This is a genomic window from Streptomonospora mangrovi, from assembly GCF_027604915.1.
Lineage (GTDB): Bacteria > Actinomycetota > Actinomycetes > Streptosporangiales > Streptosporangiaceae > Streptomonospora > Streptomonospora mangrovi.
On sequence record NZ_JAJAQC010000002.1, the window covers coordinates 42,873 to 58,794 of the forward strand.

Consider the following 15,922-nt stretch of genomic DNA (forward strand, 5'->3'; position numbering starts at 1 on the left):
CACTCCCCGGTGATCACTACACTGGGTCCCGTGCGCGCCCTCTTCATCGTCAACCCGCAGGCGACCACGACCACCCCGCGCTCGCGCGACGTGCTGGTCGGCGCCATCGCCCGCGAGATGGAGCTGGACGTCGCCCAGACCGAGTACCGCGACCACGCCCGCGAACTCGCCCAGCAGGCCGCCGGCGAGGGCTATGAGCTGGTCATCAGCCTCGGCGGCGACGGCACCGTGAACGAGGTCGTCAACGGCCTGCTCACCACCCCCGCCGACCTCCCCCGGCCGAGCTTCGCGGCGCTGCCCGGCGGCAGCGCCAACGTGTTCATCCGGGCGCTGGGCCTGCCCGCCGACCCCATCGAGGCCACCGGCGCGATGCTGGAGGCGGTGCGCTCGGGCGAGCGCCGCACCGTGGGCCTGGGCCGGGTCCTCACCGACCAGGACGACCGCTACTTCACCTTCTGCGCCGGGTTCGGCTGGGACGCCGACGTGGTGCACGAGGTCGAGCGGCAGCGCCGCCAGGGCCGCCGCGCCTCGCCGGCGCTCTACATGGCCCTGGCGCTCAAGAAGTTCCTGCGCGGCGAGGTCGCGGTGCGCTCGCTGCGGATCGAGGCGCCCGGCCGCGACCCCGTGCGCGACCTGTACTTCGCGCTGGTCACCAACACCACGCCCTGGACCTACGCCGGCGCGGTGCCGGTGCAGCCCACCCCCCGCTCGCGCTTCGAGCTGGGGCTGGACCTGTTCGCGCTCACCCAGATGAACACCGCGCGCACCGCGCAACTGCTGCGCCAGATGCTGTCGCACAAGGGCGTGCCGCCCTACGGTCCGGGCTTTGTGACCTGGCACGACCAGTCCGAGGTGACCATTACCTCACGCTCGCCGCGCGCGTTCCAGATCGACGGCGAGTACCTCGGCCACCGGCGGCGGGTCAATCTCCAAGCCGTTCCAAAGGCATTACGAATCGTCGGTTAATCCGCGGGAAATATCGCGTCGATAACACCTGTGACGCACACGACACGCCGAAGCCCAGGTTGGCTCAGCGGCACTCTTGCATGCGCCGATCAACCCTGTCACGCTCAAAGTGTCGCCGCACGTTACGGGCGAGTAAAAGAGTGTTACCAGGTCACAGAGCGCGGCGCGGCTTTGTGCGGCCCTGCCGACTCTCCCTGCACGCCCGTCTGACCGGGTATGCCGGACCAGGCGTCAACGACGACAGCGACCCGTCGGTCGTCCATGACTTAGTGAATCCGTTCACAATTCGTTCACAAGCGCACGCTTCCCTCACTGTGAGGAGTGATCCGCATGGACTGGCGCCACCACGCCGCCTGCCGTGACGAGGACCCCGAGCTGTTCTTCCCCATCGGCAACTCCGGTCCGGCCGTACTCCAGATCGAAGAGGCCAAGGCCGTGTGCCGCGCCTGTCCGGTGAGCGCCGCGTGTCTGCGCTGGGCTCTGGAGACCGGCCAGGACGGCGGGGTCTGGGGCGGTATGAGCGAGGACGAGCGCCGCGCGCTGAAGCGCCGCCGCACCCCCGTGGGGGCCATGCTCCGCGCCTGATCCGGCGCCGCCGGGCACCGGCCCGGCGCCGCGCGCCGCCCGCGCGGTGACCCTGCCTCTGTTATCACGTCCGCCCGCACACCGGCCCGGACGTGGCCACAGAAGCGGGATCGCCGGGAGAACCGCGGCACGCGGACCCCTCGGCCGGTCCCGGCCCGCGCCGCCCGCGCCCGCCCTAGGGCAGGACGGCGGTGTGGTGCTCCACCGGCAGCTCGATGGCCACCCGGGTGCCGCCGTCCTCGCGCGGCTTGACCTCCAGCGACCCGCCCAGCTCGCCGACCACCAGCGTGCGCACGATCTGGAGGCCCAGGCTGGCCGTGCTCTCCATGTCGAAGTCGTCGGGCAGCCCTCCCCCGTTGTCGGTGACCTCGATCAGCAGCCGGCCGCCCTTCTCCTCGGCGCCGAGCGGCGGGTCCACGCGCTGGGCGCGCACCTCGATCCGCCCGGGACCGTAGGACAGCCCGTGCTCCACGGCATTCTGCACCAGCTCGGTTAGCACCATCGACAGCGGGGTGGCCACCAGCGCCGACAGCAGCCCGAAGTGGCCCGAGCGGCGCGGCACCACGGCGGCCTCGGTCGATGACACCTCGGCCGCCATCTCGATCACCCGGTCGGCGATGTCGTCGAAGTCCACGATCTCGTCGGGGGTGTGCGACAGCATCTCGTGGACGATGGCGATGGAGCCCACCCGGCGCACCGCCTCGTCCAGGGCGGCCCGGCCCTCGGGCACGTGCAGCCGCCGCGACTGGAGCCGCAGCAGCGCCGCCACCGTCTGGAGGTTGTTCTTCACCCGGTGGTGGATCTCGCGGATGGTGGCGTCCTTGGTCATCAGCTCGCGTTCGCGCCGGCGCAGCTCGGTGACGTCGCGGACCATGACCAGCGCGCCGATCCGCACCCCGCCCACCACCAGCGGGATGGAGCGAAGCTGGATGGTGGACCCGCGCGCCTCGACCTCGGCCTCCTGGGGCACGCGGCCCCCGGCCGTCCAGGTCAGCGACTCGTCGCGGGCGTCGCCGGCCGCCGCCAGCTCCAGCGTGGTCTGGGCCAGCCGGGTGCCCACCAGGTCGGCGGTCAGGCCCAGGCGCCGGTAGGCCGACAGCGCGTTGGGGCTGGCGTAGACCACCTCGCCGTCCTGGTCCAGCCGCAGCAGGCCGTCGCCCACGCGGGGCGAGCGCACCATCAGCGGCCCCTGGTCGCTGAAGGGGAACGCGCCCTCGGCGATCATCTGCGCGAGGTCGCTGGCGCTCTGGAGGTAGGTCAGCTCCAGCCGGCTGGGCGTGCGCGCCGAACTGAGGTTGGTGCTGCGCTGGATCACCCCGATCAGCTTGCCGTCGCGGCGCACCGGAATGGTCTCCTCGCGCACCGGCACCCCGCCCGACCAGTCGGGGTCGCCCTCGCGGCAGATGCGGCCCTCGGTCCAGGCGCGGTCGATCAGCCCGCGCCGGCCCGACACCCGCGCGGGCTCGGGCACCGGCGCGATCTCGGTCACGTCGCCGTCGCGCAGCACGGTCTCGACCAGGTCGTCCTGGAAGGCCGTGGGACCCGTGGTCGGGCGCATCTGCGAGACCGCCACCCACCCGGTGTCGTCGCGCAGCCGCACCCAGAGCACCAGGTCGGCGAAGGAGAGGTCGGCCAGGAGTTGCCAGTCCGACACCAGGGAGTGGAACCACTCCAGATCGGCGGTCTTGAGCGCCGTATAGCGTCGGATGAGATCACTGAGGTGAGGCACTAACAAATCATCCCACGGTTGCGGGCATACTCATAGGAATGCACTCGACCAGTGGTCCAAACCAATAGTGTCCGGGGAAGCGGTGGAGGGGTCCGACGTGACGGGTCAGCGAACGCTCGAAGACGGTCACCGAGTTCCAAAGTACTACCAGGTCAAGAAGCTGCTCCTGGAACTCATCGAGGCCATGCCGGCCGGCAACCCGGTCCCGCCCGAGCGCGCGCTCGCGGCCCAGTTCGGCACCTCGCGCACGACCGTGCGCCAGGCCCTGACCGAGATGGTGGTCGAGGGCCGGCTGCTGCGCATCCAGGGCAAGGGCACGTTCGTGGCCAAGCCCAAGGTCGCCCAGGTGCTCCAGCTCACCAGCTACACCCAGGAGATGCGCTCCCACGGGCTGCACCCGGCCACCCGGATCCTGGACGTCAGCTACATCAACGCCGACGACCAACTCGCCGAGCTGCTGGCGATCCGCTCGGGCGGGCGGGTGCTGCGCATCGAGCGGCTGCGGCTGGCCAACGGCGAGCCCATGGCGGTGGAGACCGCGCACCTGGCCGCGCGCCGGTTCCCCGGCCTGCGCCGTCAGCTCGACCGCTACGCCTCGCTGTACGAGGCGCTGGCCAGCGCCTACGAGGTCCGCCTGGTCGAGGCCGAGGCCACCATCGAGACCGTGCTGGCCACCCCCAACGAGGCGCGGCTGCTGGGCGTGGACGTCGGCCTGCCGCTGGTCCTGCACTGCCAGCGCAGCTTCGACGGCGAGGGCCACCCGGTGGAGTGGGTGCGCTCGCTCTACCGGGGCGACCGGTACAAGTTCGTCACCCGCCTGCGCCCACCCGAGGCGGAGTGACGGGCCGGTTCGCCTCCTCGGCCCGGCCCCCCGCCCGCGTGCCCGGGTACGGGCGGGTGACCGGCGGCTTCACCCCCTCCCCCCGCGCCGCCGCCCCCTTGCCCGGGTGTGGGCGGGGTCACTAGGCTCGGGGCGACCTACCCGCCGGTAGCATCGGCGGTCCGCCCGCACCGGCCCCACCGCGCTCGAAGGAGTGTGCCGCCCAGCATGCCCACGCCGCCGCCCTCTCCGCCGACCCCCTTCCACGGCCGCCTCACCGGACACGGCGGCGCCCACGCCGTCGAGGTCGCCCGCCACCACGGCATCGACACGATGTTCACACTCAGCGGCGGCCACGTCTTCCCGCTCTACGACGGCGCGGTCAAGCCCGAGCCCACCATGCGGCTGCTGGACGTCCGCCACGAGCAGACGGCGGTGTTCGCGGCCGAGGCCGTCGGCAAGCTCACCCGCCGCGCCGGGCTGGCCGTGGTCACCGCCGGTCCGGGGGTCACCAACGCCGTCAGCGGCGTGGCCACCGCCCACTTCAACGGCTCGCCGCTGGTGGTGGTCGGCGGCCGGGCGCCCGACGGCCGGTGGGGCCAGGGGCTGCTCCAGGAACTGGACCAGCCGCCGCTGCTGGAGACCATCACCAAGCGCGCCTGGACCGTGCACGCCACCGACGGCATCGGCGCCGCCGTGGACGAGGCCGCGCTGCTGGCCAACTCCGCGCACCGGGGTCCGGTCTTCCTCGACATCCCCATGGACCGGCTCTACGACCAGGCCGAGACCGACCTGCCCGGCGCGGCCGCGCCCGCCGACCGCACCCCCGACCCCGAGGCCGTCGCCGAGGTCGCCCGACTGCTCAGCGAGGCCGACCGCCCGGTGCTGGTCTACGGCTCCGACGTCTGGCTCGACGGCGCCGAGCGCGCCGCCCTGGAGGCCGCCGAGGAGCTGGGCGTTCCGGTGATCACCAACGGCCAGGGGCGCGGCGTGCTCCCCGGCGGCCACCCGCTGCTGGCCACCCGGGCGCGCGGCGCCGCGCTGGGCCGCGCCGACCTCGTGGTGGTCGTGGGCACCCCGCTGGACTTCCGCCTGAGCCACGGCCTGTTCGGCGGCAAGGACGGCGCCCCGCTGGCCAAGGTGGTGCACATCGCCGACTCCCCCGCGCAGCTCACCCGGCACATGACCCCGGTGGCCGCCGTCTCCGGCGACCTGTCGGCGGCGCTGCGCGGGATCGCCGAGGCCGCCAAGCCCGGCGCCGCCGCGGCCCGCTGGCGCACTGAGATCGCCGAGGCGGCGGCCGCGGCCGTCGCCGCCGACGCCGAGGCCCTGGCCAGCGACGCCGACCCCATCCACCCGGCGCGCGTCTACGGCGAGCTGAACCGGGTGCTCGACGACGACGCGGTGGTCATCGGCGACGGCGGCGACTTCGTCTCCTACGCGGGCAAGTACATCGAGCCCCGGCACCCGGGCCAGTGGCTGGACCCCGGCCCCTTCGGCTGCCTGGGCACCGGCATGGGCTACTCCATCGCCGCCCGCCTGTCGCGGCCCTCCTCGCAGGTGGTGACCCTGCTGGGCGACGGCGCCGCCGGGTTCTCGCTGATGGACGTGGACACGCTGGTGCGCCACCGGCTGCCGGTGGTGATGGTGTGCGGCAACAACGGCATCTGGGGTCTGGAGAAGGCACCCATGCAGATGATCTACGGCTACGACGTGATCGCGGAACTGACCCCCCAGACCCGCTACGACGAGGTCGTCCGCGCCCTGGGCGGCGGCGGCGAACTGGTCACCGACCCCGCCGAGATCGGCCCCGCCCTGCGCCGCGCCTTCGACTCCGGGGTGCCCTACATGGTCAACATCGCCACGGACCCCGGCAACGTCTACCCGCGCAAGACCATGGGTGTGTAGACGGGGGCAAGCGTCGAGGCAGCCGGCTGACCGGCAGACCGTTGACGGGAATCGGGTGACCCGGGGCCGGCGGACAGCGGGCCGCCCGGCGGTGGCCGGGGTTGGCGACGGGGCGGCGAGCGCGGCCGGACCGATCCAGGTGCGGTCCGGGTGGCGGGAGAGGCCGGGGCGGGCCGGGCCTCAGGGGCGGGCGTTCGCGGTGAAGCGGGCGCGGTCGACCGCCACCCGCTCAACCGTGCCGCGCGCCACCACGCGGCCGTCGGCGTGGGCCAGCGTGACGTCGAAGACCAGGCGGCGGCCGTCGACCTGGCGCAGCCGCGCCTCGGCGCGGACCTCGGCGCCCACGGGCGAGGCGGCCAGGTGCGACAGCGCGACCTCGGTGCCCACCGTGGTCTGGCCCTCGGCCAGGTGCGCGGCCACGGTGTCCACGGTGGCGGCCTCGGCCAGCGCCAGTGCGCGCGGTGTGCCCAGCACGTCGACGTCGCCGCTGCCCAGGGCCGCGGCGGTGTCCTCGGCGCCCACCCGCAGTTCGGCGGCGCCCCGGAGTCCTTCGGTGATGGCCATGGCGCACGAACCTACCCCAGCCGCGCACCGCCCGTGTCCCGCCCGGGGACTACGGCCCAACGGCCCCCGGCCCGCCCTCCCGGGACGCGCCCCGGCCGCACCGCGCGTCAGGTCTCCACGACCGCCAGCAGGTCGCCCTCCTGCACGACGTCGCCCTCGTCCACCTCGATGCTGATCACGCGCCCCGGGTCCTCGACCTGGACGGGGATCTCCATCTTCATGGACTCCAGCACGAACAGGGTGTCGCCCTCGTCCACGCGGTCGCCCTCGGCGGCGGCCACCCGGTAGACGTTCGCCACCATCTCGGCGCGGATCTCGGCCATCGCGTCCTCCTCCACCCGGTCTCGTCGGCTTCGCCCCTAGGGACTACCCCCTCGGGCCCCGGGCACGCGGAGCACGGCTTCAGGCACGACTCCCAGGCAGGGCCCAGCGCCGGGGACAACGCCCGGCACGCCGGCGAACTCGGCCCGGCTCAGCGGCGCTCGCTGGAGCGGGCGATCACGCGGGCGGCGGCCTCGACCACCTCGGGGTCGTACTCCGTCCCGGCGTCCATGCGCAGCCGCTCCAGCGCCGACTGCACGCGCTCGGAGTCCGTGGAGTCGCTCACCAGGTCGTCGATGGCGTTGGCGACCTTGATGATCCGGCTGCCCAGCGGCGGCGGGTCGCTCTCGCCGTCGCCCGTGCACGGCTCGCACTGGCGCCGCACCAGCTCCGCCACGGTGTCGAGCACCCCGGTCTCGCGGATGACCGCCGAGCCCAGCTCGGCGATGCGGCGCTGCTCGCGCGGCAGGGCGTAGACGGTGGCGCCGTTGGCGATGGGATCGCGCAGCGAGAGCTGGCCGATGTCGTGCATCAGCGCCGCGTACTCCAGCTCCAGCAGCTCCGACTCGCGCATGCCCAGCTCGGTGCCGATGGTCTTGGCCAGCCGGCTGACCCGCCGGGAGTGGCCGGTGGCCACGTACCCGCCGACCTCGGTGACGCGCGACAGCGCGCGCACGGTCTGGAGGTAGGTGAGCCGGATCTCGGCGAAGCGGCGGAACGCCACCTGGGTGACCAGCAGCGGCGCCGTGAACACCAGCAGCCCGGCCAGCCCGGTGACCGAGCTGGCCAGCGCGATGAGGATGCCCGAGGAGCCGATGGCCATGCCCAGGCCGAAGTGGGCGTGCAGTTCGTCGCGCAGCGCCACGGCGAACCGGCCGCGCAGCGGCTCGGCGCGGATGGCGGCCGCGATCACGGCGTCGGTGAGCCACCCGGCGAGCACCAGGCCCGCCATGATCACCAGCACCAGCCACCAGTCGATCTTCTGCGGCGTGGGCGCCAGCTCCGAGACGTAGGGCCGGAACGGCAGCGTGATCACCACGATGATCATCACCCGGCGGGCGAGGTCGCCCCAGTCGGGGGTGCGCCCGGCGGCGATGTGCGGGAGTTCGCCCAGGGCGAACCCCATGGTGACCACCGCCAGCACCTGCCAGGAGGAGTGGTGGACGGCGTGGCCGCCGATGCTGAGCAGGAAGCTGTAGCCGATGGCGCCGGCCGAGGCCACGGGCGCGACCTCGCGGTGGCCCGGCAGCGTGATGCGGGCCAGCTCGCCCACGGCGATCAGCACGCCGAACGCCAGCGCGGTGCGGGGGTCCACGAACCCGGTGACCAGGGTCCACAGCAGCGACCCGCCGGAGAACGCCGCCGCCACCACGATGACCAGCGAGCGCACCGGTTCGCGCACCCCCCAGCGGTGCGCGGTGCGCGGCGGGTGGGTGCCCTGCGCGTCGCGGGTCATCATCACTCTGCCTCCCCGGCGACGCGCAGCGGCACACTGGGGTCGTCGTGGTCCTGGCTGGCGACCTCGGCGGTGTCGTCGTCGGTGGGCGGCTCCACGATGTCGGGCGACTCCCAGCCCTGCTCGTCCACGGCCGCGATCAGCGCGTCGACCATGGTGGGGTCGAACTGGGGGCCGGCGCCGCGCCGCAGCTCGTCTATGGCCTCCTCGATCGAGCGGGCCTTGCGGTAGGACCGGGTGGAGGTCATGCAGTCGAAGGCGTCGGCCACCGAGATGATCCGCGCGAACTCGGGGATGTCGTGGCCGGCCAGCCCCATGGGGTAGCCGCGCCCGTCCATGCGCTCGTGGTGGTGCATGATCCCGGCCAGCGCCTCGTCCAGGAACCCGATCTCGCGGACGATCTCGTAGCCGCGCATCGGGTGGAGCTGGATGGCGGCGTACTCCTCCTCGGTGAGCTTGCCGGGCTTCTGCAACACCTTGGTGGGCACGCCGAGCTTGCCGACGTCGTGCAGCATGCCGGCGTAGCGGATCGTCTGCACGCGCTCGGCGTGCATGCCCAGCTCCTGGGCGATCATGGCCGACGCCTTGGCCACGCGCATGCAGTGGCCGCGCGTGTAGTAGTCCTTGGTCTCGACCGCCTGGCACAGGGTGGCCAGGGTGGCCTCGTGCGCGCGCTGCTCGGCCACGCACTGGTCGAAGGCCCACCGCGCGATGAACAGCGGCAGCATCACCAGCAGGATGGCCAGGGCGCCGACCACCCCCCAGATGGCGGCGATGAACAGGCCGAGCATGCCGTAGCCCAGCGAGGCCAGCTCCAGGGTGGCCAGGGTGCGCCAGCGGATGCGGTGCGGGCGGCGCAGGTGCACCACGCCGAGGTACCACATCAGGCCGCCCATCAGCGCGCCGTTGATGGCCGAGTGGACCAGCAGCGCGGCGCAGAAGGGCACCAGCGCCCACGGGAAGTCGTCGTGCTGGGGCGGGCCCAGCTCACCCCCCAGCGCGAGGTAGACGTGCCCGGCGGCGTAGCCGGCCAGCGCGTACTGGCCGCCGTTGAACAGCCGCTTGACGAAGTTCTGCCGGCGCAGGATGAACGGGGTGGAGAAGAAGGTCGCCACCGCCACGCCCACCGGTCCCACCAGCACGATGGCGGCCAGGGACACGGAGACGCTGGGCGAGATTCCGGCTCGGCCGGTGTCGATGGTGGTGCCGATGGTCTCGGCGACCACCATCAGGATGATGAGCAGCACCAGGGTGGCGGGATCGATGCCCTCGTACGGCCCGAGCGCCATGACGGCGATGGCGCCGAGAACGACGAGGCCGACGTACAACCGCGCCGCTCCAGGAAGCGAACGCAATTTCTGGTACCTCCCACCCCAAAGCCGACCGAACCGTCATCGTTTCATCGATTCCGTTCTACCACCAGGTCCAGCCGTTCACGGTCGTCGCCAACCCGCTCGCGATGAAAGCCATCCGGACCATTTCGGCGTTGAGTGCGGCCATGGTCGTCCCCCCTCTTAGCGATCCGCGCGGCCGCGGCCGTCGCGCTCCCCCATGGGCGCGGCGCGCGAATTGCCCCATACGGTGAATATGTTGGCCAGTTTAACGGGCGGCGCGGGCACCCCGATTTCCCCGGACCGGCCCGGCGGCCGGGATCGGGAAACGCCCCGCCCCGATTCAGCGGAATGGGGAAATCCGAATCGGCATCGTAGATATGCTGATCACGCTCCGCCACGGGCCTCGGACCCGCCTCCCCGCGCTTTCCGCCGCCCATTCCGCGAAGAACGCCCCCTTACCGCGACCCTCTCAACCTCGGATTATGACGCTGTGTAGTCACATGCGCCACAGGGGGCGGAGTAGCGCACGCACACCGACTCGTCCAACTTTTGACCAAAACCGGGAGCACGCCCGGGCGTGTCGCGGCCACTTCCCGAGGCGCCCGGCGACCAAAAACCGGATGCCCGGTCCCGATGAACAGCAATCGGCGCATTGTCCGTGAAAGCACCAGAAAATAGGCGGACGGAACGCGCGCCGAACACGCCGCGAAGTAGCGGTGGAATGGCCGCCCGAGGACCGGCGGCGCCCCGCACCGCCATTCCGGAGGGTCCGGGCGGTTCCCCGGCCCGGCGGCGCGCGGGCACCCCGGCACAACGCGAGCGGCCGGCCGCGGTGGGCGGCCGGCCGCTCGCGCGTGAAACCGGTGGGCCGGTCCGTCCGGGCGCGCGGGCGCACCTGGAGGTCGGCCGAAAAGGGGCCGAAACGCGGCCCGGCCGCGCCGGAGCCGATCGCGGCCGGTCACCGCCGGCCGAAGGCGGGTCGGACCGGTCGGACTAGTCGACGCCCTCGCGCACCTGGAGGTCGGCGCGGGCGGCCGCCAACCGGTGCAGGACCTTGCCCCGCAGGTCGGCGGGCACGGGGTCGGAGCCGCAGTGCTTGGCCACGAGCTTCTTCACGACCTCCTCCAGGCCGTACTCCGCCAGGCACGGCGAGCACTCGTCCAGGTGCTCGCGGATGTCGGAGCAGTTGTGATCGTCGAGCTCCCCGTCGATGTAGGCGTAGACCTTCGCCAGCACCTCCGAGCACGGGGTAGCGTGCTCTCCACCGCAGCTCATCGCTGGTCCCCCCGATTCGCCCCGCCGTTGCCCGAACCGTCGATCGCCATGCCCTGGCCCTCGGACGCCTGGAGGATCCCGCGGTCCAGCGCGTACTCCTCCAGCATCGAGCGAAGCTGGCGTCTACCGCGGTGCAGCCGCGACATGACCGTGCCGATCGGGGTCTCCATGATCTCGGCGACCTCCTTGTAGGCGAACCCTTCGACGTCGGCGAGGTACACGGCGATCCGGAAGTCCTCGGGCAGCTCCTGGAGGGCCCGCTTGACGTCGGTGTCGGGCAGGTGCTCCAGCGCCTCGGCCTCGGCGGACTTCAGCCCGGAGGAGGAGTGCGAGGCCGCCTGGGCGAGCTGCCAGTCCTCGACGTCCTCGGTGCCGGCCTGCCGGGGCTCGCGCTGCTTCTTGCGGTAGGAGTTGATGAAGGTGTTGGTGAGGATCCGATACAGCCACGCCTTGAGGTTCGTCCCCTCCTTGAACTGGTGGAACGAACCGAACGCCTTGGCGAACGTCTCCTGGACGAGGTCCTCGGCGTCGGAGGGGTTGCGGGTCATCCGCAGTGCCGCCGAATAGAGCTGGTCCAAGTACGGGAGCACGTCCCGCTCGAACCGAGCCCCCTGCTCGTCGAGTGTCTCCTGGCCCTGATTCAAGCCCGCCTGCCTCCTTGTGCTGGCCTCCCGTGGGGCAACCGTAGCCTCACGATACGACGCCGCGGAAGCGGAGGGCACATTTGCGCCGGGCGGGGCCTGGCCCGGGTGGACGGCAGCGAAGTCAGCGGTAGCCGTAGGCATTGACCTGCCTTTACTCTCCTGGTCTGGCCGTCGGGCGACGCGGCGGGGCAGCACCGCGGCACGCCTCCGGCGGCCCGCCGGATGGTGATGTGCATGCCAACAACGTGCCGAGCGCACTGATTCCGCCTAAGGTGCGGTTAGGTGCGGCACAGATCTTTCGGTTTCCGCCCGACCGCGAAGGTGACCCCCGCGGGAGTCCGGGTAAAACCCTCTGCAAAGACGTGGGAGAGGAGCATGCGTGCGACCGTCCTCCAGTTCCGCGTCGGGCCCTGCGGCCGCGCCGGCCGGCGCCGATCCGGTGGCTGAGGCCCACCAGGCGCGCTCGGCCGCCGCGCACTTCGCCTCGGGCGACTCCCTGTCCGCCTACTGGCGGTTCTACTGGGCGGTGGCCGACGCCCAGCTCGCCCGGTGGCTGCCCGCCGAGCCCGGCCGCATCCTGGACCTGTCCGGCCCCGACTTCCGGGGCGCGCCCCGCGCCGTGGCCGCCGGCCACGACGTGGTCACCCTGCTGCCCTCGGCCGACTCCCGGCCGCGCCGCCCCCTCACCCTGGTCAACGGCCACGCGCGCACCGCGCGCCGCACCGCGCCGGGGCGCCTGCGGGCGGTGGTGGGCGACACCACCTTCCTGTCGGGGTTCGCGTCCGACGCCTTCGACGGCGTGGTCGCCGACAACCGGGTGCTCTCCCGGCACCTGGCCACCGAGGCGTCCCTGGTCGAGATCGCGCGCGTGCTGCGGCCGGGCGGCCGGGTGCTGCTGTGCGTGGACTCCGTGGTGCTGGGCATGGCGCTGCTGGCCGAGCAGGACTGCTGGCCCGAGCTGAGCTTCGCCCCCAGCGCCGACGTGCTGCTGGTGCCCTGGCCCGACGGCTCGATCACCCGCTGCTTCACCGGCGAGCAGTTGTGCGAGGTGCTGACCGACTGCGGGTTGGAACCGGAGTGGGTGCGCCCGCGCACCGTGCTGTCGGCGTCCACGGTCGAGGGGATGCTGGCGCGCGACCCCCACGCCATGGGCCGCCTGGTCGAGATGGAGCTGCGGGCCGCGGAGTCCGACGACTACGTGGGCGTGCACCTGCTGGCCGGCGCCCGCAAACCGGGCTGACACCCGCCGGCGGCGACCCGCCGCCCGCCCCCGCTACGGGGACGGGGGCGGGCCGCCGTCGCGGGCGCGCGCCCGCGACGGCCGCCGATGCGGCTCCTCCGGCTACTCCGGCTGCTCCGCCCGCCCCGGCGCCGTCCCCTCGGCCATGGGCAGGTACACCCGCTTGCCGCGGTCGGCGAACTCCGCCGACTTGTCGCGCATGCCCCGGTCGATGGCCTCCACCGTGGACAGGCCGTTCTCCTCGGCGTAGCGGCGCACGTCCTGCGTGATCTTCATCGAGCAGAACTTGGGGCCGCACATCGAGCAGAAGTGCGCGGTCTTGGCCGGTTCGGCGGGCAGCGTCTCATCGTGGTACGCCTGCGCCGTCTCGGGGTCCAGGGCCAGGTGGAACTGGTCCTGCCAGCGGAACTCGAAGCGGGCCGCCGACAGCGCGTCGTCCCACTCCTGGGCCCGGGGGTGGCCCTTGGCGAGGTCGGCCGAGTGCGCAGCCAGCTTGTAGGTGATGACCCCGGTCTTGACGTCGTCGCGGTCGGGCAGCCCCAGGTGCTCCTTGGGGGTGACGTAGCAGAGCATGGCCGTGCCGTGCCAGGCGATCTGCGCCGCGCCGATGGCCGAGGTGATGTGGTCGTAGCCGGGCGCGATGTCGGTGGCCAGCGGCCCCAGGGTGTAGAACGGGGCCTCGCCGCACAGCTCCTCCTCCAGCCGCACGTTCTCGGCGATCTTGTGCAGCGGCACGTGGCCGGGCCCCTCGATCATCACCTGCACGTCGTGGGAGCGGGCCACGTGGGTCAGCTCCCCCAGGGTGCGCAGCTCGGCGAACTGCGCCTCGTCGTTGGCGTCGGCGATGGAGCCGGGCCGCAGGCCGTCGCCCAGCGAGAAGGTGATGTCGTAGGCCCGGAAGATCTCGCACAGCTCCTCGAAGTGGGTGTAGAGGAAGCTCTCGCGGTGGTGGGCCAGGCACCAGGCCGCCATGATCGAGCCGCCCCGCGAGACGATCCCGGTGACCCGGCGGGCGGTCAGCGGGACGTAGCGCAGCAGCACGCCGGCGTGCACGGTCATGTAGTCCACGCCCTGCTCGGCCTGCTCCACGACGGTGTCGCGGTAGACCTCCCAGCTCAGCGCGGCGGGGTCGCCGTTCACCTTCTCCAGCGCCTGGTAGATCGGGACGGTGCCCACGGGCACCGGGGAGTTGCGCAGGATCCACTCGCGGGTCTCGTGGATGCGCCGGCCGGTGGACAGGTCCATGATCGTGTCGGCGCCCCAGCGGGTGGCCCACACCATCTTCTCGACCTCCTCGGCGACCGAGGAGGTGACGGCGGAGTTGCCGATGTTGGCGTTGACCTTCACCAGGAAGTTCTTGCCGATGACCATCGGCTCGGACTCCGGGTGGCACCGGTTGGCCGGGATGACCGCCCGGCCCACGGCCACCTCGGCGCGCACGAACTCGGGGTCGACGCCCTCGCGGGCGGCGGCGAAGCGCATCTCGGGGGTGATGGTGCCGGCCCTGGCGTGGGCCAGTTGGGTGACCGCCCCGCCCACGGGCGCGCGGTCGCCGATCCAGTCGGCGCGCAGCCGGGGCAGGCCCGCGTGCACGTCGATGCCGCTCGCGGCGGCGGAGTCGGTGTAGGGGCCGGAGGTGTCGTACAGGTCGATGTGGCTGCCGTTGGCCAGTGCCACCCGCCGGTGGGGGACCCGGAGCGCCCGGCCGCCGTCGGCGGGTGCGGGGACCTCCAGGTAGACCTTTTCCGAGCCCATGATGGGGCCGGTGGTCACGGTGGGCTGGACACTGCGGTCGTCGAGCGCCGTCAAGGCACGCCTCCCTACGTCGGAATTACCCGAACAGGTTCTGCGGTCGGCGGCGCCGGCCCCGTTCTCGGGGCAGCCGCCCTCTCAGCCCGCCAAGGCGCGAGCTCCCGCGGTGGTCGCTATGCGCCGCGCGCCGCCGTCGGCCGCCGGCGGGCGCGGGGTTGTACCGGTCCTGCGGAGCGGAGCACCGTGGCCACGGTGCGTGATCGCCCACAGGACCGGGGCCACCATACCCACGCCGGGCGCGCGGGTTAAAGCCCCGGGCCGGGATCGGGGACGGAAGTGACCGCTGGGACGGGTGGGGCGGAGGCGGGGGCCGGGGGCGCCCTCGGGGCGCGGTGTGCCGGTCAGAACAGGGTGGCGGTCTCGGGTGCGGGCGGCTCGGCGGCGGGGGCCAGCAGTTCGGGGCCGTTGTTGCGGACGCTGTTGACGGCGGTGCTCACCGGCCGGACCTCGAAGTCGGCGGCGGGGGTGGCCGACAGCGCGCGCTGGAGGTCCTCAGGCCCGGAGGTGGGGTCGAGCCAGGTGGCCCACAGGTCGGGCGGCACCACCACGGGCATGCGCTCGTGGATGGCGGCGAGTTCGGGCGCGGCCTCGGTGGTGACCACGGTGCAGCTCCACAGCCACGCCCGGGGGTCGTCGTCGGCGCGGGTGGGGTCGCGCCAGCGCTCGAACAGCCCGGCCAGCGCCAGCGGGGCGCCGTCGGCGTAGCCGATGGCGAAGGGCCGCTTGCGGGACTTGGCCTTGCGCCGCTGGTGGGCGGGGTCGGTGGCCGGGGAGGTGCCGGCCTCGGCGGTGCCGGGGGCGTCCTGGGGCAGCAACTGCCACTCGTAGTAGGCGTCGGCGGGGATCAGGCAGCGGCGGCGGGCGAACGCGGCGCGGTAGGCCGGCTTCTCGGCGACGGTCTCGCTGCGGGCGTTGATCATCTTGTAGCCGACGTTGGGGTCCTTGGCCCAGGAGGGCACCAGGCCCCAGCGCAGGGTGCCCAGCGAGCGCGGCCCCCGGTGGGCGGGCGCGGCGCCCGCGGCGGCCTCGCCGGGCGGGGTGCCCAGGACCGCGTAGACGGTCTTGCCGGGGGCGACGTTGTAGTCGGGCGCCAGTTCCTCCAGCGGCGGCCAGGCGCGGGTGCCGGCCGCGCCCGTCTCCTGCCCCGCCTCGGCCGCGGGGGCGTCGGACTCGGGGAAGTCGAACGCCAACTGGAGTTCGTGGGCGTTGCGGGATTGGGCGTAGCGTCCGCACATGGCGATCAGCCTAGCCGCGCGCGCGGACCGTTC

The 15,922-nt window shown here is 73.0% G+C and carries 14 protein-coding genes; 5 read left to right on the forward strand and 9 right to left on the reverse strand.

Annotated elements, in window-relative coordinates; translation table 11 throughout:
* Positions 1 to 30: 30 nt before the first annotated feature.
* Positions 31 to 966 carry a diacylglycerol/lipid kinase family protein gene (locus LG943_RS01070; RefSeq protein ID WP_270070226.1) on the forward strand — a complete coding sequence of 312 codons (936 nt, stop codon included), beginning with the start codon at positions 31 to 33 and terminating at the stop codon, positions 964 to 966.
* 330 nt (positions 967 to 1,296) lie between these two features.
* A complete protein-coding gene (locus tag LG943_RS01075; protein ID WP_270070227.1) occupies positions 1,297 to 1,551 on the forward strand; it encodes a WhiB family transcriptional regulator in 255 nt (84 codons plus the stop codon).
* A gap of 175 nt (positions 1,552 to 1,726) precedes the next feature.
* Here LG943_RS01075 and LG943_RS01080 read toward each other — a convergent pair whose 3' ends face one another.
* Positions 1,727 to 3,280 carry a sensor histidine kinase gene (locus tag LG943_RS01080; protein WP_270070228.1) on the reverse strand — a complete coding sequence of 518 codons (1,554 nt, stop codon included), beginning with the start codon at positions 3,278 to 3,280 and terminating at the stop codon, positions 1,727 to 1,729.
* Positions 3,281 to 3,377: 97 nt separating this feature from the next.
* On the opposite strand from LG943_RS01080, the gene LG943_RS01085 reads away from it, so the two are divergent.
* Positions 3,378 to 4,121, forward strand: a complete 744-nt coding sequence (locus LG943_RS01085; protein WP_270070229.1) for a GntR family transcriptional regulator — start codon at positions 3,378 to 3,380, stop codon at positions 4,119 to 4,121.
* 207 nt (positions 4,122 to 4,328) lie between these two features.
* The gene (locus tag LG943_RS01090) at positions 4,329 to 6,008 is read left to right on the forward strand and encodes an acetolactate synthase (RefSeq protein WP_270070230.1); all 1,680 of its coding nucleotides are present in this window, start codon (positions 4,329 to 4,331) and stop codon (positions 6,006 to 6,008) included.
* Positions 6,009 to 6,188: 180 nt separating this feature from the next.
* On the opposite strand, the gene LG943_RS01095 is transcribed toward LG943_RS01090, so the two are convergent.
* The 6 genes from LG943_RS01095 to LG943_RS01120 all read right to left on the reverse strand — a co-directional run bounded on the left by LG943_RS01095 (position 6,189) and on the right by LG943_RS01120 (position 11,602).
* On the reverse strand, positions 6,189 to 6,572 hold the full coding sequence (locus LG943_RS01095; protein ID WP_270070231.1) for a thioesterase family protein: 384 nt from the start codon (positions 6,570 to 6,572) through the stop codon (positions 6,189 to 6,191).
* A 107-nt stretch (positions 6,573 to 6,679) separates the two neighbouring features.
* On the reverse strand, positions 6,680 to 6,895 hold the full coding sequence (locus LG943_RS01100; protein ID WP_270070232.1) for a biotin/lipoyl-binding carrier protein: 216 nt from the start codon (positions 6,893 to 6,895) through the stop codon (positions 6,680 to 6,682).
* 149 nt (positions 6,896 to 7,044) lie between these two features.
* Complete coding sequence (locus LG943_RS01105) at positions 7,045 to 8,352, reverse strand: HD-GYP domain-containing protein (protein WP_270070233.1); 1,308 nt, start codon at positions 8,350 to 8,352, stop codon at positions 7,045 to 7,047.
* Positions 8,352 to 9,638 carry an HD-GYP domain-containing protein gene (locus tag LG943_RS01110; RefSeq protein WP_270070234.1) on the reverse strand — a complete coding sequence of 429 codons (1,287 nt, stop codon included), beginning with the start codon at positions 9,636 to 9,638 and terminating at the stop codon, positions 8,352 to 8,354. The genes LG943_RS01105 and LG943_RS01110 overlap by 1 nt, the downstream gene beginning before the upstream one ends.
* A gap of 1,038 nt (positions 9,639 to 10,676) precedes the next feature.
* Complete coding sequence (gene rsrA, locus LG943_RS01115) at positions 10,677 to 10,958, reverse strand: mycothiol system anti-sigma-R factor (RefSeq protein WP_270070235.1); 282 nt, start codon at positions 10,956 to 10,958, stop codon at positions 10,677 to 10,679.
* On the reverse strand, positions 10,955 to 11,602 hold the full coding sequence (locus LG943_RS01120; RefSeq protein WP_270070236.1) for a sigma-70 family RNA polymerase sigma factor: 648 nt from the start codon (positions 11,600 to 11,602) through the stop codon (positions 10,955 to 10,957). Before LG943_RS01120 ends, rsrA begins: the two co-directional genes overlap by 4 nt.
* 439 nt (positions 11,603 to 12,041) lie before the next feature.
* On the opposite strand from LG943_RS01120, the gene LG943_RS01125 reads away from it, so the two are divergent.
* Entirely contained in the window at positions 12,042 to 12,842 is an 801-nt protein-coding gene (locus tag LG943_RS01125) for a class I SAM-dependent methyltransferase (RefSeq protein ID WP_270070325.1), read from the forward strand.
* A gap of 102 nt (positions 12,843 to 12,944) precedes the next feature.
* On the opposite strand, the gene thiC is transcribed toward LG943_RS01125, so the two are convergent.
* Complete coding sequence (gene thiC, locus LG943_RS01130) at positions 12,945 to 14,651, reverse strand: phosphomethylpyrimidine synthase ThiC (protein WP_270070237.1); 1,707 nt, start codon at positions 14,649 to 14,651, stop codon at positions 12,945 to 12,947.
* 344 nt (positions 14,652 to 14,995) lie between these two features.
* Positions 14,996 to 15,889: an SOS response-associated peptidase gene (locus LG943_RS01135; RefSeq protein WP_270070238.1), complete on the reverse strand. Its 894-nt coding sequence runs from the start codon at positions 15,887 to 15,889 to the stop codon at positions 14,996 to 14,998.
* Between the last annotated feature and the right edge of the window lie 33 nt (positions 15,890 to 15,922).